This is a genomic window from Streptomyces olivochromogenes (assembly GCF_021538895.1).
Classification (GTDB): Bacteria; Actinomycetota; Actinomycetes; order Streptomycetales; family Streptomycetaceae; genus Streptomyces; species Streptomyces olivochromogenes_A.
Genome location: NZ_JADDRL010000012.1, coordinates 63,361 through 81,452 on the forward strand (window position 1 = coordinate 63,361; position 18,092 = coordinate 81,452).

The 18,092-nt window shown below is 71.7% G+C and carries 15 protein-coding genes and 1 pseudogene; 11 read left to right on the forward strand and 5 right to left on the reverse strand.

Going from position 1 to position 18,092, the window contains the following annotated elements:
• Window positions 1-241 precede the first annotated feature (241 nt).
• The 3 genes from IPZ69_RS08335 (at window position 242) to IPZ69_RS08345 (ending at window position 3,302) form a co-directional block, all read left to right on the forward strand.
• The gene (locus tag IPZ69_RS08335; RefSeq protein WP_235453365.1) at window positions 242-1,513 is read left to right on the forward strand and encodes an MFS transporter; all 1,272 of its coding nucleotides are present in this window, start codon (window positions 242-244) and stop codon (window positions 1,511-1,513) included.
• Window positions 1,514-1,588: 75 nt separating this feature from the next.
• Complete coding sequence (locus tag IPZ69_RS08340; RefSeq protein ID WP_235453366.1) at window positions 1,589-2,284, forward strand: ArsR/SmtB family transcription factor; 696 nt, start codon at window positions 1,589-1,591, stop codon at window positions 2,282-2,284.
• 190 nt (window positions 2,285-2,474) lie between these two features.
• Window positions 2,475-3,302: a lipase family protein gene (locus tag IPZ69_RS08345; protein ID WP_235453367.1), complete on the forward strand. Its 828-nt coding sequence runs from the start codon at window positions 2,475-2,477 to the stop codon at window positions 3,300-3,302.
• 192 nt (window positions 3,303-3,494) lie between these two features.
• Here IPZ69_RS08345 and IPZ69_RS08350 read toward each other — a convergent pair whose 3' ends face one another.
• The 3 genes from IPZ69_RS08350 to IPZ69_RS08360 form a co-directional block, all read right to left on the reverse strand.
• Window positions 3,495-5,006: a DUF2336 domain-containing protein gene (locus tag IPZ69_RS08350; RefSeq protein WP_235453368.1), complete on the reverse strand. Its 1,512-nt coding sequence runs from the start codon at window positions 5,004-5,006 to the stop codon at window positions 3,495-3,497.
• Window positions 5,007-5,152: 146 nt separating this feature from the next.
• Window positions 5,153-5,896 carry a hypothetical protein gene (locus tag IPZ69_RS08355; RefSeq protein ID WP_235453369.1) on the reverse strand — a complete coding sequence of 248 codons (744 nt, stop codon included), beginning with the start codon at window positions 5,894-5,896 and terminating at the stop codon, window positions 5,153-5,155.
• A 14-nt stretch (window positions 5,897-5,910) separates the two neighbouring features.
• Complete coding sequence (locus tag IPZ69_RS08360) at window positions 5,911-6,189, reverse strand: hypothetical protein (RefSeq protein WP_235453370.1); 279 nt, start codon at window positions 6,187-6,189, stop codon at window positions 5,911-5,913.
• A gap of 74 nt (window positions 6,190-6,263) precedes the next feature.
• Here IPZ69_RS08360 and IPZ69_RS08365 point away from each other — a divergent pair.
• Window positions 6,264-6,803, forward strand: a pseudogene (locus tag IPZ69_RS08365) (GNAT family N-acetyltransferase).
• 92 nt (window positions 6,804-6,895) lie between these two features.
• On the opposite strand, the gene IPZ69_RS08370 reads toward IPZ69_RS08365, so the two are convergent.
• Entirely contained in the window at window positions 6,896-7,735 is an 840-nt protein-coding gene (locus IPZ69_RS08370; RefSeq protein WP_235453371.1) for an SDR family oxidoreductase, read from the reverse strand.
• Between the two features lie 126 nt (window positions 7,736-7,861).
• Here IPZ69_RS08370 and IPZ69_RS08375 point away from each other — a divergent pair, with 126 nt between their 5' ends.
• From IPZ69_RS08375 to IPZ69_RS08385, 3 genes are all read left to right on the forward strand, one after another.
• On the forward strand, window positions 7,862-8,293 hold the full coding sequence (locus IPZ69_RS08375) for a MarR family winged helix-turn-helix transcriptional regulator (RefSeq protein WP_235453372.1): 432 nt from the start codon (window positions 7,862-7,864) through the stop codon (window positions 8,291-8,293).
• Window positions 8,294-8,397: 104 nt separating this feature from the next.
• Window positions 8,398-9,255, forward strand: a complete 858-nt coding sequence (locus IPZ69_RS08380; protein ID WP_235453373.1) for a DMT family transporter — start codon at window positions 8,398-8,400, stop codon at window positions 9,253-9,255.
• 100 nt (window positions 9,256-9,355) lie between these two features.
• Window positions 9,356-10,588: an FAD-dependent oxidoreductase gene (locus IPZ69_RS08385; protein ID WP_235453374.1), complete on the forward strand. Its 1,233-nt coding sequence runs from the start codon at window positions 9,356-9,358 to the stop codon at window positions 10,586-10,588.
• A 296-nt stretch (window positions 10,589-10,884) separates the two neighbouring features.
• Here IPZ69_RS08385 and IPZ69_RS08390 read toward each other — a convergent pair whose 3' ends face one another.
• Complete coding sequence (locus IPZ69_RS08390; protein ID WP_235453375.1) at window positions 10,885-11,691, reverse strand: hypothetical protein; 807 nt, start codon at window positions 11,689-11,691, stop codon at window positions 10,885-10,887.
• 307 nt (window positions 11,692-11,998) lie between these two features.
• Here IPZ69_RS08390 and IPZ69_RS08395 point away from each other — a divergent pair, with 307 nt between their 5' ends.
• The 4 genes from IPZ69_RS08395 to IPZ69_RS08410 all read left to right on the forward strand — a co-directional run bounded on the left by IPZ69_RS08395 (window position 11,999) and on the right by IPZ69_RS08410 (window position 18,092).
• The gene (locus tag IPZ69_RS08395; protein WP_235453376.1) at window positions 11,999-12,871 is read left to right on the forward strand and encodes a Crp/Fnr family transcriptional regulator; all 873 of its coding nucleotides are present in this window, start codon (window positions 11,999-12,001) and stop codon (window positions 12,869-12,871) included.
• Between the two features lie 128 nt (window positions 12,872-12,999).
• A complete protein-coding gene (locus IPZ69_RS08400; RefSeq protein WP_235453377.1) occupies window positions 13,000-14,805 on the forward strand; it encodes a methyl-accepting chemotaxis protein in 1,806 nt (601 codons plus the stop codon).
• Window positions 14,802-15,377 (forward strand): hypothetical protein, encoded by a 576-nt coding sequence (locus IPZ69_RS08405; RefSeq protein WP_235453378.1) that lies wholly within the window; start codon window positions 14,802-14,804, stop codon window positions 15,375-15,377. The genes IPZ69_RS08400 and IPZ69_RS08405 overlap by 4 nt, the downstream gene beginning before the upstream one ends.
• A 66-nt stretch (window positions 15,378-15,443) precedes the next feature.
• The gene (locus IPZ69_RS08410; RefSeq protein WP_235453379.1) at window positions 15,444-18,092 is read left to right on the forward strand and encodes a dynamin family protein; all 2,649 of its coding nucleotides are present in this window, start codon (window positions 15,444-15,446) and stop codon (window positions 18,090-18,092) included.

The window sequence follows — 18,092 nt, forward strand, 5'->3', positions numbered from 1 at the left end:
GTTGCGGCTCCCGGTGTTCGTCAGGTGAAATTCACTTCACAATCGGTTACGCGCATGCTGCGCCGAAGGTCGCGGACGCGTCAAGGGCCTGCGGAGCGCCTTTTCGTGGGCGGCCCGGCCATCGTCGGTGAACGCCGGGAGAGCCTGTGGCCGCCGCGCTCGGCATCACCTACGATATTCCACGGATTTATGGATGAACGAGTTCCGTTCGTCAGGGAAGGCCAGGAGGACCAGGAGGACCATGAGCGACCTGAAGATGCCGTCCGCCGACACGCTCGCCGCCGACCCGGCGGCCGCCCAGCGCCGCATCCTGAAAGTCCTGGTCGCCTCCCAGATCCTCAGCGGTGCCGGCCTGGCCGCCGGCATCACCGTGGGCGCCCTCCTGGCCCAGGACATGCTCGGCACCACCGGCCTGGCCGGACTGCCCAGCGCCCTGTTCACCGCGGGCAGCGCGCTGACGGCGATAGGCGTCGGCCGCATATCGCAGTCCCGCGGCCGCCGCCCGGGCCTGGCCGCCGGCTACCTCACCGGCGCCCTCGGCAGCCTCGGCGTCATCACCGCCGCCGTCACCGACAGCCCCGCCCTGCTCTTCGTCGCTCTGTTCGTCTACGGCGCGGGATCGGCCACCAACCTCCAGGCCCGCTACGCGGGAGCCGACCTCGCCGCCCCCACTCACCGCGCCCGCGCCGTCTCCACCGTGCTGGTCGCCACCACCCTCGGCGGAGTCGTCGGCCCGAACCTCGCCGCCCCCACCGGCGACCTCGCCGCCACGTTCGGCATCCCCCGGCTGGCCGGCCCCTTCCTCCTCTCGGGCGCCGCCTACGCCGCCGCGGCCCTGGTCCTAGCCTTCTGCCTGCGCCCCGACCCGCTCCTGCTCGCCCGCGTCCTCGACGAGAAGAGCGACCGCGTCGCCGCGCACGCGACCGGGGCCGCGGCGGCCGGGGACGGCGCACCGGTGAAGCCGCGCGGCGGGGTGGTGCTCGGGGCGCTGGTCATGGTCCTCACCCAACTCGTCATGGTCGCCATCATGACCATGACGCCGATCCACATGCACGACCACGGTCACGGCACCGCCGCCTCCGGCCTGGTCATCGCCGTCCATGTCGGCTCGATGTACCTGCCCTCGCCCCTCACCGGCCGCCTCGTCGACCGCTACGGCCGCATCGCCGTCGCCGCCGCCTCCGGCGTCACCCTGTTCGCCGCGGGACTGGTCGCCGCCCTCGCCCCGGACGACTCGGTCGGCCTGCTCGCCCTCGCGCTGGCGCTGCTGGGCCTCGGCTGGAACCTCGGTCTCGTCTCGGGTACCGCGATCATCACCGACACCGTGCCGCTGGCCACCCGGGCCAAGACCCAGGGGATGGTCGACGTCTCCATCGCCATCGCCGGCGCCGCCGGCGGCCTGGCCTCGGGCGTCGTCGTCGACCTGGCGAGCTACCTCGTCCTTGCGCTGACCGGCGGCATCCTCGCGCTGGCCGTCCTCCCCGCCGTCGCCGCCACGGCCCACGGTCGATGAACGCGCCGGACCTTCGCCGAGCGGGGCCACGACCGCGGTATCCGGCACGCCTCGGGTAACATATTCCATGGATTTATGGATGAAAGTGGCGTGGAGGACCTCATGGCGGACAAGGCCACGAAGGCGCAGCTGTACGACGCGTTCGCGGCCAGCGGGAAGGCGCTGGCCAGCGGAAAGCGCCTGGAACTGCTCGACCTGCTCGCCCAGGGCGAGCGCACCGTGGACGCGCTCGCCAAGGCGGCCGGGCTGAACCTGACGACCGCCTCCGCGCACCTGCAGATCCTCAAGCAGGCCGGGTTCGTCACCACCCGGCGCGAGGGGGTGCGCATCCACTACCGGCTCGCCGGCGACGACGTCGCCCAGCTGTTCGCCCTCCTCCGCAGGGTCGCCGACCGTCACCAGGCGGCCGTCCCCGCCGCACGGGACGCCTACCTCGGCGACGACGGCGGCCGCGAGGTCACCCGCGAGGAACTCCACGCCCGGGTGGCGGCCGGGCAGGCCGTGATGCTGGACGTGCGCCCGGCGGAGGAGTACCTCGCCGGCCACATCCCCGGTGCCCTCTCCATCCCCGTCGAGGAGCTGACCGACCGTATCGGCGAACTTCCCGTGGACGTCGAGGTCGTCGTCTACTGCCGCGGCGAGTTCTGCGTTCTCGCCTACGACGCCGTACGGCTGCTGACCGAGAACGGCCGGCGCGCCATCCGCCTCAACGACGGCATGCTGGAGTGGCGTCTGGCGGACCTGCCCGTGGCCGCCGGAACGACGGACTGACGGGCCTTCCGTCGCGGCGAGGGGTGGGCCCGGCGTTCGGCGTGTTCAGCGCGTTCGGCGTCGGAACCGACTCGTTCAGGTGATCGTCCGCGGTGCGTCGGCGTGCTGCCCGCGAGCGTTGTGATCACTGCGAACAATGGGGCGCCCTGATTCGAGCCGCCCGCCGGCACGCCTACGGAGAGGGCCTGTCATGGCCGTACCCACCTCGTTCGATCATCACTCGACCGGTTACAGCCTGCAGCGGGCCTACTGGCTCGCGCAGGCCTGCGACCTCGCCTACAAGTCCCGCGACGTCATCGAGGACCGCGCCCGCGTCTGGGGATTCGACCAGATCCGCCATCACGAGACCCGGTTCAGGCCGCCCTTCCCGCTGGAGGACACCCAGGCCTACACCCTGGCCGGCGACCACATGATCCTCACCGCGTTCCGCGGCACCGAGCCGGCCCAGATCAAGGACTGGCTCTCCGACGCCACCACCCCGCCCCGGCCCGGCCCCGCGGGCACCGGCTGGGTCCACTACGGCTTCGCCGAAGCGCTGGAGTCGATCTTCCCCCAGGTCAAGGACACCCTGGCCGAGCTGCGCACCAACGGCCAGAAGGTGTACTTCACCGGACACAGCCTCGGCGGCGCCCTGGCGATGCTGGCCGGCGCCCGGATGTACCTGGAGGAGCCACGGCTGGCCGCCGACGGCGTCTACACCTACGGCCAACCCCGCACCTGTGACCGGGAGTTGGCCAAGGCCTACGACAAGGGCTTCGGCGGCCGCATGTACCGGTTCGTCAACAACAACGACATCGTGCCCCAGCTCCCACCGGAGCCCGCCTTCACCCATGTCCAGGCGCTGCGCTACGTCGACTCCCAGGGCCGGTTGCACGACTCCATGCCCCCGCTCGGCCGGCTCATGGACCGCGCCCAGGGCATGACCGCCGACATCTTCGCCCCCGCCGCGGACGGGATCCGCGACCACTTCATGCACAACTACATCGCCGTACTGGAGAAGAACCTCTCCGACGACTGACCCACGAACACCACCGGAGCCCGACTCCCGGACCAGGCGGCAGCGCCCCCATCGGGCTCGGGGAATTCGAGGGGGCGCTGCCGCAGCCTCACGGGCAGCTGGTGATGTTGCCGGCGAGGGCGATGGTGTCGCCGCCGTGGAGGAGGGTGGTCCGGCACGCCAAGTCGGGCTGTGGGTATGCCCTTTACCTGGTCACGGCACGAGTCGCGCCATCGTGGCGAGCGGCAGGGACGGGTTGGCGGCTGCTGCCTGGGCCACCTGCCAGTCGTCGTAGGTCAGGAGGTCGACGACGGCCTGGGAAGGCAGGGCCGGATGGCCGGCGGCCTTGCGCCGAGCCCGTTCGTCCGACAGACAGGCGAGGAGCGACATCGGCGTCGCGTTGACGTGCTGGGCCACCTCGCGAAGCACCTTGGGTACGGGCGGTTCGCGCCGGGTCAGTTCTTCCAGCAGCGCCGGCGACACCTCCGGGTTGGCCGCCACCTTGGCGATCACCCGGACGCCATGTCGCTCCACCATGCCGCGCAGTTGGGCGTCGGAGAGACCCGGATGCGGGGCGATGGATTTGACGACCTTCGCGTCGGGGTCGGCGGCCAGCGCGTCGCGGATCTGTGGCGGCAGATCGCGCCGTTGGGCCAGCAGCATCCGCATCGCCGCCTCCGGAGACTTCGCCAACTCCTCGACCTCGGCGGGGGTGGCGGTGGCGATCCGGGGGAGAAGAGCGGAGGGCGGCTTGGTGGTGCCGGCCAGGGCGGTGAGCACGTCGAGCGGTACTCGCGGGTTGAGCGCGAGCCTGCGTCGTATGTCGGGATCGCGATCCGTGGCCAGCACGCGCATCAGCGCCTCGTCGATCGCCGGGTTCTCGGCGAGATCGCCCCGGACGCCCGGAACGGGATCGCGCGCCAGCCGTTCGCCGACCCGCGGCGGCAGGTCCGGGCGGGCGGCGAGCGCCCAACGCAGTTGCAGAGAGGGATGGTCGGCGAAGCCGATGACCGCCTCGATGGGCGTGTCCGGGTTGCCCAGTGCCCTCGCCTGCATTTGGTGCCGGACGTACTCGTGGGAGCCGTCGCACGAGGCACCCGGCGGCAGATCGCAGTCGGGTTCCGGGCAGTTCGGATCGTGGACGAAAGGCGTTGTCTTTCGGTCGCATACGAGGCAACTCCGCGCCGGAGCCGACCCCTCACCGGTGAGCAGCATCGCCAGCACGGCCGGCGGCGTGGCCTCGTTGGCCGCCACCGCGCTGCGGACGTCGGCATGCGGGTGCCGTGCGAGCCGGGCCGCCATCTCCGAAGTCGTCCACAGCGCGAGCTCGCTGACGACCCGTATGTCGGGGTCGGCGGCGAGGATCTCCACCACATCGGAAGGCAGGCCGGGGCAGGCCGCCAGCCTCTCCCGGTGGTCCACGACCGGATCCTCGGCAAGCACGCGAGCCCACTCCGCACGGCCGGCGCTCCTGTCGAGCAGGGCGAGCGCGGCACGCGGCTGCCGGACCGGATCGATGTCGGCGACGGTCAACTTGCCCTCGTAGGCCAGGCCCACCGCCGCCTCCGCGACCCGCCCCGCCAACGCGACCGCCTGCGCATGGCCGAGGTCCTCGCGGTCGGCAAGGGCCCAGGCGAGCTCCTCGTCAGCGATGTCGATCAGCCGGTCGACCAGCTCGGAGGGCAGGGCGGGGTTGCCGGCGAGTCCGTACAGCAGATGGTTCACAGGCACATCCTGTCGGACCGCGATCGAACGGCTCGTGGATTTTCGACGGCGGGGGGCCGCTCGGAAGCGGACGGACAGCCCGCGAAACCCTCTTACGGCTCGAAACCCCTTACGGCCCGAAATCCCTTACCGTCCGCCCGAATTCGCTACACCTCGCGGTCGCCCTGCCAGGTGAGGTACGTCAACGCTGCCAGTCCGCCGTGCGCCAGGCCTTTGTAGGTCACCTTCCGGGCGGGGCCGAGTTCGTGCGCGAGCCGCATCGCCAGGTCCCTACCCTCGCGGAACAGCCGCTCCCACTCGGGTGCGTACCTGTCGTCCTGCCTGTCCCGGATGTGCAGGTTCAGTGTGGTGTCGATCGCGGTCGCCCATATGTACAGGTCGGCGACGAGGCCGTCGGACAGGTGCAGGGCGGCCGCGGGATCGTCGGGGGCGAAGTTCCCGAATTTCTCGGCGCGCAGCGGCCAGCACCCGAATTCGCCTTCGACGACGATGTCCAGGGGATGTGGTGGTGTGCCGTGACTGTCGCGTTCCCAGTGCAGGCGATCGCAGCCCCAGCACACCCACTTGGCCGACCTGTGGCGCTCGTCCCAGTGGCGCACCGCCCATGCCGGCCCGAGGTGGCGGGCCAACATCTGTGCGACGACCAGGCCTTGCTTCACGTGCTTGCGCAGGTGTGGGCGGGAGGGGAAACCTTCCGCCGGGCGGGACGACGACCACGCGTTCAACGCGTCGGCCAGATCCTTCGGCAGGCCGAGCCGGGAGTCGTCCAACGGGATGTTGAGGGTGAACACGTTGAGGTCGCCGGACCCGCCGGCCTCGTACGGCTCGTACAAGGGGGACGGCTCGCTCCGGGCCTGCACCAGCAGCAGGCGGGGTTCTTCGAAGGACACGTCGGGTTCCGCCCTCACAGACGAGCGTGCTCGGGAACGAGCGTCTCGCGCACGTCGCACAGCACAAAACGGATCCACGGCCGCGGGGACCCCTGGAAGGCCAGGGATGCGAACTTCTGCTTCGCCGCACGGAGTTCGTGGTCGGGAAACTCCGCGACCACCGCCTGATGGCACTCCAGCAGGAGTTGCCGCCGGCCAGGTCCCACGTCGAAGTCGTACGCCGGATCCCGGTGCCGCAAGTGGTGCCTGACCGGCTCCAGCATGTCGCCCGGAGCCGGAGAATGCGCAGACATCCGTCCCCCTCCCGTAGTTGCGGTTCCCGATGTTACGGGTCGGGGCTCGTGCGACCAGCTGTTAGCGTGCGGGGATGGAAGATCTGGGACCCGTGGCTTGGCCGCCGGAGTCGATCAGGACCGAGCGGCTCGTGCTTCGTGAGTCCGAGGCCCGGGACCGTGCGGGGTTCATCGAGCTGTACGCCTCGCCGGAGGTGCACACCTACCTCGGCGGCCCCCGACCGCGTGACGAGCTTGAGCGTGAGATGCCTGAGGTGCCCGGGCGGCGGCCCGGGAGTTTCGTCGTCGATCTCGACGGGGCGATGATCGGCCAGATCCTGCTCAGGAGAGCAGCCGGGCACAGTCGCCCGGCTGCCGAGGGGAAGGCCGATCTCGGCTACCTGTTCCTGCCGCGGGCGTAGGGATTCGGGTACGCCGCCGAGGCGTGCGCGGCCGCACTCGGCTGGCTCGCCGGCGTCCTTCCCGGCGAGCCGGTGGTGCTGACGACCCAGTCCGCCAACGTCGGCTCGATGCGCCTCGCGGCGAAGCTGGGGTTCACCGAGGTGGAGCGGTTCGAGGCCTGGGGCGCCGAGCAGTGGCTCGGCATGCGGCCCCCGGTCACGCCGTCCGGTTGAGTTCGTGACGGGACCGCCGCGGAGGACCCGCCCATCCACGCGCGCGAGCGGACTGCAACCGCGACCGGCCCGCGCGCAGCCCGGGCCTCACCTCAGCCGAGGTACGCGCCCGTGAGCGCGAGGACGGCCGAGCCGTCGTTGTCGGCGAGCTTGGTGGCCGTGAAGGTGCGCGACCAGTCGGAGGTCTGGAGCCGGAACGCGGGACGCTCGGCGGTGAGCGCCTCAAGAACGGTGACCGCGACCTGCTCGGGGGTCTGCGCGGCGTTGGCGAACTGCCCCTGGGTGCGGGTGACATAGGCGCGCAACGGCTTCGCGTAGTCGCCCGCGGCGGCGATCACCTCGGCCGGGTCGAGGCCGATGTTGTTGACGAACTCGGTGGCCACGGCCCCGGGTTCGACGACGGAGACGGTGACTCCGAGGGCGCCGACCACGGGGGCGAGGCTTTCCATGAAGCCCTCGACCGCGAACTTGGCCGCGCAGTACGCCTCGTTGAAGGGCTGGCCGACGACTCCGCCGACCGAGGTGACGGTGATCAGCCGGCCGCCGGCGGCGCGCAGGTGCGGCAGCGCGGCCTTGGTGGTCTGTACGACGCCGAAGAAGTTGACCTCCATCACGCGGCGTACGTCCTCGACGGTCTCGTTCTCGATCGTTCCGACGTGGCCGGCGCCGGCGTTGTTGACGAGGGCGTCGAGCCGGCCGTAGTCGGCGACGACGCCTTCCACCGCGGTGGTCACCGAGTCCGGGTCGGTGACGTCGAGCCGGCGGATGTCGAGCGTGACCCCGGCGCGCTTCGCGGCGTCGCGCAGTGCGCCCGCCCGGTCCGGGTCGCGCAGGGTGGCGACGGTGGTCCACCCGGCGCGGGCCGCTCCGACGGCGGTTTCCAGGCCGATGCCGGAGGAGGTGCCGGTGATCAGGACGACTTTGGAGGACATGGCTGCGCCTTTCTGGGGTGTACGGAGGGGCACACGGTGCTCAGGAAGCTCGTAGAGAATACTTATGGACTACCACCATTATTGTCAACCGTGGTGGTCGGTGACTGATTGGCCTAGGCTTCGGGCATGAACGCCCCGGACCAGCTCACCGCCGAGGTGATCGCCCTCTTCGCGAAGATCACCGCCCTGTACAGCCGCGAGTACGAGACGGCCTCGGCCCATCACGGCCTCACTCCGCAGCAGGTCAAGGTGCTGCTCACGCTGGACGAGGCGCTCCCCATGCGGCGCATCGCGGAGCGGCTGGGTGCCGATCCCTCCAACTTCACGGGGATGGTGGACCGGCTCCAGAGCCGCGGCCTGGTCGAGCGCGTGCCGGACCCCACCGACCGACGGATCAAGCGCATCGCCGCCACCGAGGCCGGCAAGGCGGCCGCACAGGACCTGCGCGAACGTCTCCGGTTCGCGACCGACCCGCTGGTCGCCCTCGACGGCGACCAGCGGCGGGACCTGCGGGACCTGCTCCAGCTGATGGTCGACTCCCAGCGGCCCGGCGGCTGAGCGGCGACTGAGGGCGCCCGATCCCGGGGCGCGGATCCGCGACACCCGCCGCCGGTGCCGGTTCGTGCCGGGAAGTTGCGCGGGGGTGCGGGCATGGTGGACCTGTGATCGTGCTTGCCGTCGTCAGCGCCGTCGTGGGGGCCGCCAGCAATGCCGTGGGGACGGCGTTCCAGCGCAAGGCCGCCTCCTCGGTGTCCCGGGGCGGCGGCCTTCGTCTGCTGGCCGCGCTCGTTCGGCGTCCCGCCTGGATGATCGGCATCGCCGGCGTCACGGGCGCCGCCCTGTTCCAGGCCCTGGCCCTGGTCAACGGGCCCATGGCCCTGGTCCAGCCGCTGTTCATCCTGGAGCTGCCGTTCGCCCTGCTGATCGCGGTTCCGCTGATGCGTCGCAGGTTGCCCGCCGCGGGCTGGTGGGCGGTCGGGGCGGTGGTCACCGGGCTCGCCGTGGTTCTCGCCGCCGCGGCGCCGGAGGGCACCCGGAACCAGGCGGGCATGGATCGCTGGGTGCCGGTCCTGGCGCTGGTGTTGGGCGCGATGGCCATGGCGGTCGTCCTCGCCCGACCTTCGCGCTCCTCGCTCTTCCGTGCGGCCGCGCTCGCCACGGCCGCCGCGCTCGGCAACGCCCTGACCGCCGCGCTGATGAAGTCGGCCACGGGGAGATTCGCCCAGGCCGGTCTGCCCGCGTTCCTCACCAGCTGGCAGACCTACGGCTTCGCGCTCGTCGGCGTCTGTGCGCTCCTGCTGCTGGAGAACTCGCTCCAGGCCGGTTCCCTGGCCGCCTCTCAGCCCGCCCTGACCATCGGTGACGCGACGATGAGCCTCGCGCTGGGCGTGGCCCTGTTCGACGAGCGGATCCGCACGGGCTGGTGGCTGGTGCCGGAGCTGGCCGGCGCCTTCCTGATCCTGTGGGGCGTCGTCCGGCTGACCCGCGTGGTGCCCCGCCTCGTCGAACTCGCGCATTAGGGGCAGTGCGGCGGGCGCGCCGCCTTGTGGCCCCGGAGGGCGTGAACGGTAGGGTATTCATCAACTGATGAATTACTGCTCTCCGAAGGGTGGGGCCGTGATGGAGCGGACAACGTGTTGTGTGGTCGGGGGTGGCCCCGCAGGCATGGTGCTCGCCCTGCTGCTGGCCCGGGCCGGCGTCGATGTGACGGTGCTGGAGAAGCACGGCGACTTCCTGCGTGACTTCCGCGGCGACACCGTGCACCCCTCGACACTGGCACTGCTGGACGACCTCGGCCTTGCCGAGCGCTTCGCCCGGCTGCCGCAACGCCGGGTGCGGACCGTCCAGTTGCCCGTCGGGCCCGGCCGGTCGCAGGTCACGGTCGGGGACCTGTCGGTGCTGCGCGGACCGTACAACTACGTGGCGATGGTGCCCCAGTGGGACCTGCTGGACCTCCTCGCGGACGAGGCCCGGCGCGAACCGACCTTCCACCTGCGGATGAACACCGAGGCGACCTCCTTCCTCATGGAGGGCGGGCGGGTGAGCGGGGTGCGCTACCGCACCTCCGACGGCGAGGTCGGCGAACTGCGCGCCGTCCTCACCGTCGCCTGTGACGGCCGCGGCTCGGTGGCCCGCTCGCGGCCGGAACTGGGACTGCGCAGCTTCGGCTGCCCGATGGACGCATGGTGGTTCCGGCTGCCCCGGCGCGACGGTGACCCGAGCGGACTCGTCGGCGGGGCCGGCGACCGCTTCCTGACCGCGATGATCGACCGCGGGGACTACTGGCAGTGCGCCGCGCTCATCCCCAAGGGCACCGACCGCGAGCGCCGCGCCGCCGGTCTCGACCGGTTCCTGGCCGACTACGGCGCCGCCGTCCCCTGGATCGCGGACCGTACGCACCACCTGCACTCGTGGGACGAGGTCAAGCTCCTCGACGTACGCCTGGACCGGCTGCGCCGCTGGCACCGCCCCGGACTGCTGTGCATCGGCGACGCCGCCCACGCGATGTCCCCGGTCTTCGGCATCGGCATCAACCTCGCCGTCGAGGACGCCGTGGCCGCCGCCCGCTACCTCATCGAACCGCTGCGGCGCGGGAGCGTGGGGCTGCGCGATGTGAGGGGTGTGCAGCGCCGTCGCCTGCCCACCACGGTCCTCACGCAGTCGCTCCAGCGGGCCGCCCACGCCCGGTTCATCGCGCCCGTCCTGCGGGGTCAGCCGCCGCTCGGCAATGTGGACAGGGCCCGGCGCGTGGCAGGCCTGCTGGCGGGGTCACGGTGGGCACGGCGTCTGCCCGCCTACTTCATCGGGTACGGCGCACGGCGCGAACGCCCACCGCACGCGGCCGTGCGCTAGGTCCTGTCGTCAAATCCCCGTCGTCCGCCCGAAGGGCGGGCCTCGCGGCGTCATGGGGGTCCCCCCCTGCTCGAGCGGAGCCGAGAGCTTGGGGGAGCGTGCTCTGGGGGTCCCCCCGGCCGAAGGCTGGGGGAGTGCCGGGCCTCGGCCCTCGTACTGGATGTACTTGGGTCGGGGCCCGGTGCGGCGAGTGGGGGTCCCCCCTGCTCGAAGAGCTTGGGGGAGCGTGCATGGCGTCGCGGGGCAGGCGGGGATTTGACGACAGGGCCTAGCGGAACCCGCACGGGCGCGGCCGGTCAGAAGTTCGGTACGTGGGTCAGGAGGCCCGCGAGGCGCTCGGCCGGTTCGAACAGGGGGGACAGGCGGGCGTATTCGGCTGTCGGGCCGGTCGCCGGAGTCAGCCGGCGGGCGGGGGCGATGACCGTCTGCAGGGCCAGACCGCGGCCCGCGATGGCGTGGTGGAGGCTCCACAGCACGGGAATCATGATGTTGACCGGCTCGCGCCCGCAGGTGACGAGGGCGACGGCGCCGCGCAGATGCTCGGTGGCCGCGACCGCCTCGACGAGTTCCGTGAACGGGGCGGTGAGGTCGTCGAGCAGCGTCGTGCGGGCGATGCCCGGAACGTGCGCACGCGGGACGAGGTCGCACTTGGTGAACGCGAGGACCAGCGGGGTGAGTTGACGGCCGCGCTCGGTGAGGGCCTGCCGCAGGCAGTCCGCCGCCCGCCGCAGTTCGGCGCGGTACGCCGTGTCGTCGAGGAGCCGGGGCGCCTCGGCGAAGAGCACGAAGCCGTCCGCCGTGAGGGCGCAGCGGTGCAGACGGCGTCCGGCGGGCCCGCTCAGCTCCCGGTACTCGTGCCAGCGCAGCGGAAGGACCGCGCGCCCGCGGTAGTGGAGCGCGAACTCGAAGACGGCTCGCTCATCGGGGTGTTGGGGGTGGCGGCCCGCCAGCACGGCCTCGGCCGCGGCGGTCAGCGTGTCATGGTCGGCCGCGGCCCGGGTACGCAGGCCGAATCCCTTGATGCCGTCCCGCATCGCCGCGTACATGAGCGAGACATAGGTGGTCTTGCCGACCCCGCTGTGGCCCAGCATGACGAAGTCCATCGGCCTCCTTCGGACAAGGGGGAGAACGGTGCGGGCGGAGGAGCGCGGGAGAGGGAGGGCAGGTGCGGGGCGGGCGGCGGCACTGCGCGCGGCCACGCTGCCATGGTGCCGGGATCGCCCCCGTGAGAAACGGTCAAGTGACGGGATGCGGCCCTGGTGAAGGGCGGCGGAGGCGATACGGAAATCGCCCACATGTGCTATCTCGTCCGTCTGATACTCGGACAGGCTATTTATGCGCTAAGTTCCTGGCATCCCTGCATCGCCCGCCTGCCGCGTCGCGGGCGGTGGGGGACGAGGGGGGACTTCCGTGCATGTTCAATCCAGCGGCAGAGTCCGCGCGGCCACCGGGGGGCGGTGGCCGCAGGGCACGCTCATGGTCAATCTGGCGGCTGACGACCGGGAGGCGTTACTGAGTCTGGGGCGCACCGTTCGGTACGAGACCGGTGACGTCCTGATCCGGGAGGGGAGCAGCGACACGACCGTACTCCTTCTCCTCGACGGCTGTGTGAAGGTCGTCGGTGTCGCCGAGGACGGCGGCATCACCCTGCTCGCCTTACGGGTGCGCGGGGAACTCGTCGGGGAGGTGTCGGCGCTCGACGGCCAGCCACGGTCGGCCACGGTGATCGCCGCCCGCCCCACCGTCACCCGCGCGATCACCGGTGCCGTGTTCCGTGACTTCCTGCGGGAACGCCGCGGCGCCGCCGACGTCGTACAGCGGTCCGTCCTGGGCAAGTTGCGGGGTGCCACCCGCTATCGCATCGACGGAAGCAGCGGTACGGCCGCCGTCCGGCTGGCCCGGGCGCTCGACAACCTGGTCCGCAGCTACGCCCGTGCCGTGCCGGAAGGGCTGCGGATCGACGTACCGCTCAGCCATTCGGACCTGGCGGCCCTGGCCAGTGTGTCCGAGGCGAGTGTCCAGCGCGCCCTGCGCAGCCTGCGGGCCGCGGGGGCCGTGACGACCAAATACCGCATGGTCGTGATCCGGGACGCGGACATCCTGCGTGCCATCGCCGGACAGAGCGGCTGGCCGGCCGTCGACGGCCCCGATGTGACCGCCGCTCCGCGTCAGCCCAGGCCGCCCCGGCCGAAACGGGCCACCCCGACGTCGCCGTCCGCCGCGGAACCCGTGCGCGTCGAGTCCGGCGTGGGCGAGGGCGACCCGCTGTCCGAGGCGGGCTGAGCCGACCGCCGGGCGACAGCCTGAAGTTGTTTCGGCGCATTGCTGTGAATGCGTCACCTGACCACATCTGGCCGTGCCACCCCACTGACAGTGGACCGGTGACAACCGGCCACTCAGGGGGGTGCGGTGTGAGACGTCCCGCATGGTTTCGGTTCCGGTCGAAGGAGAGCACGTCGGCGAGTCCCGCGTTCCCGGGCCCGACGTTCCGTCAGCCGCAGAACCTGGCAAAGGAGTTGGAGGAACTCTCGGTCCACCCGAGGCTCGTCCCGTACAGCAGGGCACTGGCGGAACTGGCGACCTCGGTACGGCAGGGCACGGGCCTGGAAGTGTGGGCCGGCGGCAGCCTGGTCGCCGCCTACGGCGGGCCCGACGCCGTCGCTCCCGGCGACGGGGGACGCAACGGGGGCCGGTTCGGGCTGCTGCCCACGGGCCTGGTCTTCGTCCCCCTCATCATCACCTGGGCGGGGCTGGGAGCGGCCGCCTGGGCGAACCAGCGGATGAGCGAGCGGCCCGGCGACGCCAAGGGCACCTTCCTGACGCTGTGGCAACAGGGCTTCGACGGCCATCTGTGGACCGTTCTGCGCTTCGACATGATGGCGCTGTGGACCGTGCTCACCCTGCTCGCGCTGGCCACCACGACGATGCTGCGCCACCGGTGGGAACAGCGGGACGAGGACGAACGCCTCGCCCTGTCCCGGCGGTTGTCGAACGCCCTGGCCCAGACCGAGGCACTCGCCGCGCGCGCCGCCATCGCCGCGCCCCGCGAGTTCACCGAGGTGCTCCAGCGGTCGGCCGAACAGCTGCGTGACCTCATCCAGCGGGTCTCCGGCCTGCAGGAGAACGCCCGTACCGTCGTGGGCCAGGCCGACGGGGCCACCGACCGGGCCACGACCGCGCTGACCACGCTCAGCTCGGCACTCGCCGCCCTGCGCGCCGGTGCCTCGGAGGTGCGGACGGCCGTACAGGGCGCGACCACCGCCGCGGGAGTGGTGGCCCGCAGCGCCCAGGAGATGAAGGACGGTCTCGCCGGTTCCGTGACCGGTCTGCGGGACGCGGTCGCCGACGCCGGCCGCGTGGCCGCCGAACAGATCGGCGCGGCGGGGGAGTCGGTCGCCGCCCGGTTCGACGCGATCGCCTCGGCCGCGGACCAGCGCGAGGCGGCGATCACCCAGCACGCGGCCGTCTCGCTGGAGCAGGTGGGCGCTGAGGCGCGGGGCGTCCTGGAGAAGACTCGGGCATCCATGGCCGAGTCGTCGCAGATGCTGACGTCCTCGGTGCGCGACCTGGACGGAACCATGGCGGGCCTGCCCTCTGCCCTGGAGACATCGGCTGCCGAGGGCGCCGACCGCATCGGCACGGCGTACGACATGGCCGTCACCGCCCTCGCCTCCTCGCTGCGCCGGGAGGTACTCGCGGTCTCCGCCGAACTGTCCAACCGCATCACTCAGTTGCACGTCGTGGTTTCCGCCCAGGAAGCCGTGCAGCACCAGGTGCGCAAGGATCAGGACCAGGCCGAGGAGCATCTGCGGTCCACCCTCACGGAGTTCGAGGAATTGCTGCGCCGGGTCACCGGGATCCTCCGGGAGGCGGTTCCCGCCGAGCCGGCCGACGACCCGGGACCGGCGCATACGTCCGGACATCCGCAGCACGCCCGCGCGCGAACCGTCCCGGCCGCACCCACGACACACACCGAGGTCGGCGAACCTCCTGGGGGCGTAGAACACCTCGCGGGCGAAGACCGCTTCGCGGGCGGCGACCACCCCGAGGACGCGGCACGCCCCGAAGACGCGATGCACCCCGAGGACGTGGCCCATCACGAGGTCGGGGCCCATCACGAGGTCGGGGGACACCCCGACGACGATGAGAGCCGTGCGCCGTACCCGCCCACGGCCGCGTCCGCTCCCGCCGACGAGACCAGGGAGCCGATCCGGTGAGCAACCGGTCCAGGCGCGGCGGGGCGCCCTACTTCGCGGGATGGCTGTTCGCCGATCTGTTACTGGTGATCGTCGTGGTGGTCCTCGGCAGCCAGGTCACCGAAGCGGGCGGGGCCGATCAGGGGAAGGAGACGAAGAGCCCGACGCCCACGGCGGGGGAGAGCGGGCGCCCCGAGCCCACCGATTCCGGGAAGCCGACGTCCTCGCCCCGGCCCGCCGGACTCGACCCCACGACACACTCGATCAGCGTCCGGGCGGACGCGGACGAGGTGATCGCCCAAGACGCGGACGCGACCGCCTCCGTGCGGCATCAGGTCGACCGGAAGATCGCCCGGTTCGACGGGCGGACGGCCGCGTTCGTCATGGTCTTCGGCACGGTCCGCGGACCGGGCGGCGGCATGGACACCGGGCGCAGCGACGCCTACGCCACGGCGGTGGCCAAGCTGCTGCCCAAGTCCGCGCCCGCGTTCTTCCCGCCGTACTCCAAAAAGATCATCCGTGGCTATCACGACGGCAGTCCCGCCATCAAGAACGGGACGGCCCGGATCGAACTGTTCTTCCTGCAGCGGTGACCGGCCCCGCTGACTCCCCTCGCACAGCGACGTACCCCGACGCAGCCCAACGGAGCGTGGATCGACGTGACCGCCTTCAAGAAGAACCCGACACTGGCCGACCTGCGTGAGTTCACCGAACAGACCCTGACCATGTTCAGCGAGCTCGACATCCCCGACATCCCGGAGGCGTACGCCTCGCGCGACCGTGCCCAGGCCCTTGCCGCCGAGCTCCAGTCGCGGCTGGCGGCACCCGTCACCATCGGTGTGGTCGGCGAGTACTCGGTGGGCAAGTCCCTGCTCCTCGGCACCCTGTTGGGCAAGCCCGACCTGCTGCCCGTGGAGGCCGGCCCGAGCACCGGCAACATCACCGTCCTCGAACTGTCGCGCGGCGAACCAGGCAGTTCGACCCAAAAGTCCGACACCGCGGAAGTCACCTTCCTCACCGAGAGCCAACTCGCCCAGTGCGTGGGCGTGATGCTGGAAGAACTCGTCCGCGCGCTGGACGAGCGGCACCCGCAGCTCGGTGCGGCCGCCGCGCTGGCCGGGTACAACCCCGTGACGGACGAGCGGGGTTGGGGGCCCTTCGACGCCTGGTACCCGCGCCTGTGGCCGGTCTCCGGCGGACCCGTGCAGCACGAGGCCATCGGCGCCCTCTACCGGGACGCCGTCACCGAACTGTGCCGGATCCGGGACGCGGCCCTCAGCCAGCGCGACCTGCTCGGCAAGCCGGTCGGCGTGGCCACGGCCGTGATGGACGAGGCACTGACCCTCGAATCCGCCCAGCGCACCCCCGAGGTTCCGCCCAAGCGGGTGGTGCGGCCCTTCGACATCGCTCAGCTCAGGCATTCCGACGAGGGCACCGCCCAGGAGGCCATGCGCCGTGCCTTCCCGCTCGTCGAGCGGGTCACCGTGCAGGTCACGGTGTCGCCCGACCACTGGGACCTGGCCGGACTGATCTCGGACGACAACCCCGTACGGCTGATGGACTTCCCGGGCATCAACGCCGCCGGGTCCTCCGGCCGTGACACCTTCCTCAGCCGGCGCGAGATGGTGTCCGTGCACACGATCCTGCTGGTGATCAGTGCCCTGCGCCCCGAATCCAAGGGGGCCTCGGCGTTCTGGGACATGCTCACCGCCGACGGCCGCGAGGCCCAGGCCCTGGCCAGCGCCGCCCTTGTCGCGGCGAACGCCTTCGACCTCGCCAAACCGCCCGCCCTGCGCGCCGTACCGGACGGACCGTTGCCCCTGCGGCAGTTGCTCGCCCACTCCGCGGAGATCAACGGCATCCACGTCTACGGCAACAAGTTCGTGCAGCACCGGGAGAACGGGATCGTCGTCACCTCCTCGATGGCCGCGATCCGCGCCTACCAACTGCCGTACACCAAGACGTCCGAGGAGACCAGGGACCGTATCCAGAAGGCGCTGCGGGACCTCGATCCCCCCGGCGTCAAGCGCTGGGAGAACATCGCCGGCCGGCTGCGGCAGGCCGACGAGGGCAACCCGTGGTCGGACCGGCTGCGCGCGTACGACAGCGACGGCGGCATCGAGCGGCTGCGCCGCCTGGTCGAGAGCCACGTGCGCGAGCACGGCCTCGACCAGAAGCTGGAACGAGCGCGCAGTTCGCACCGCAAGCTGTGGCGCGAACTGGCCGTGCTGCGCGGCCTGGTGCGCCGGGCGCGGGGCGAGGAGCCGCCGGAGGAGTACCGGGAACTGGCCGAGAAACTGGGTGAGTTCCGCGAGCTGCTCGACCAGATGCTGCCCACGCTGTACGAACTGCGGTCCTCCGGCAACCGCGTGAACGGCGGGTACGACGGCGTGTCGGCTGCGGACCTGGGCGGACGGCCTCCGCAGCGTGAGGACATAGCGGCATCCGTGCGCGACGACGTGTTCGACTGGCGGGAGTGGCAGGAGCTCCTGGGCCGGGCCGAGCGCGACGGTCACCATCTGGTGCCGCGCAGCCAGCCCCCCTCGCGCACGGGCATCAAGCCGATCGTCCGGCCGGGCCGCAGCCCGTCCGTGAACGAGGACCCCGACACGGTCGAGGACACCGCGGACGTCACGGACGCGTTCCTGACGAAGTTCCGGACCCTGGTGGACCGGCGCATCACCGACGGGCAGGCGCAGCTCCGGGTCTGGTTCGAGGGCTGGGCGGCCCACTGGCAGGACGAGTTCGGACCGCTGCGCGAGTGGATGCTGGACCCGTCCGTCGACAAGCTGCTCGGCGACCTCTTCACCCGGCTGCGCGGCGGTGAACGCAAGGCCGACCGGCAGCTGGACCACCTCTGGACGGCGCTGAACCCGGCCGAAGTGCGCTCGCAGATCGAGAACTTGGTGGTGGCGCCCGGTCCGACGCCTCAGGAGCAGGAGAACCGGTTCCCGATGCGCGCCCCGCACGCGCTGCCCTGGGATCACCGGATGCCCAGGCTCGACGACCAGCGTTCCGAGGAGCGCGAACGGCACCCGCTGCTGGTGGTGCAGCTGCGCCAGCACACGGCCGACGCGGCCGCCCGGCTCGTCACCGAGCACCTCGGCCAGGCCCTGGCCCGCGTGGAGCGGGACCTGGTCGGCCTGTACTCGAAAGCCGCCGACTTCCTGCCCCAGGAGAACGAGATCCGCCCGCCCCGCAAGCCCCGCTCCACCGGCACCGGTGCGACGGGGGAAGCCCCGGAGACCCCCGAGACCCCCGCGGAAGAGCCTCTCGACACGCTGATCCGAGACTGGAGCGCCGACTGA

Bases quoted from the DNA above. Each gene is read 5' to 3' on its own strand.
- IPZ69_RS08360 (WP_235453370.1), bottom strand. From the start codon at position 6,189: ATGTCTGCGCATTCTCCGGCTCCGGGCGACATGCTGGAGCCGGTCAGG.
- IPZ69_RS08390 (WP_235453375.1), bottom strand. From the start codon at position 11,691: ATGGACTTCGTCATGCTGGGCCACAGCGGGGTCGGCAAGACCACCTAT.
- IPZ69_RS08370 (WP_235453371.1), bottom strand. From the start codon at position 7,735: ATGTCCTCCAAAGTCGTCCTGATCACCGGCACCTCCTCCGGCATCGGC.
- IPZ69_RS08345 (WP_235453367.1), top strand. From the start codon at position 2,475: ATGGCCGTACCCACCTCGTTCGATCATCACTCGACCGGTTACAGCCTG.
- IPZ69_RS08375 (WP_235453372.1), top strand. From the start codon at position 7,862: ATGAACGCCCCGGACCAGCTCACCGCCGAGGTGATCGCCCTCTTCGCG.
- IPZ69_RS08385 (WP_235453374.1), top strand. From the start codon at position 9,356: ATGGAGCGGACAACGTGTTGTGTGGTCGGGGGTGGCCCCGCAGGCATG.
- IPZ69_RS08340 (WP_235453366.1), top strand. From the start codon at position 1,589: ATGGATGAAAGTGGCGTGGAGGACCTCATGGCGGACAAGGCCACGAAG.
- IPZ69_RS08335 (WP_235453365.1), top strand. From the start codon at position 242: ATGAGCGACCTGAAGATGCCGTCCGCCGACACGCTCGCCGCCGACCCG.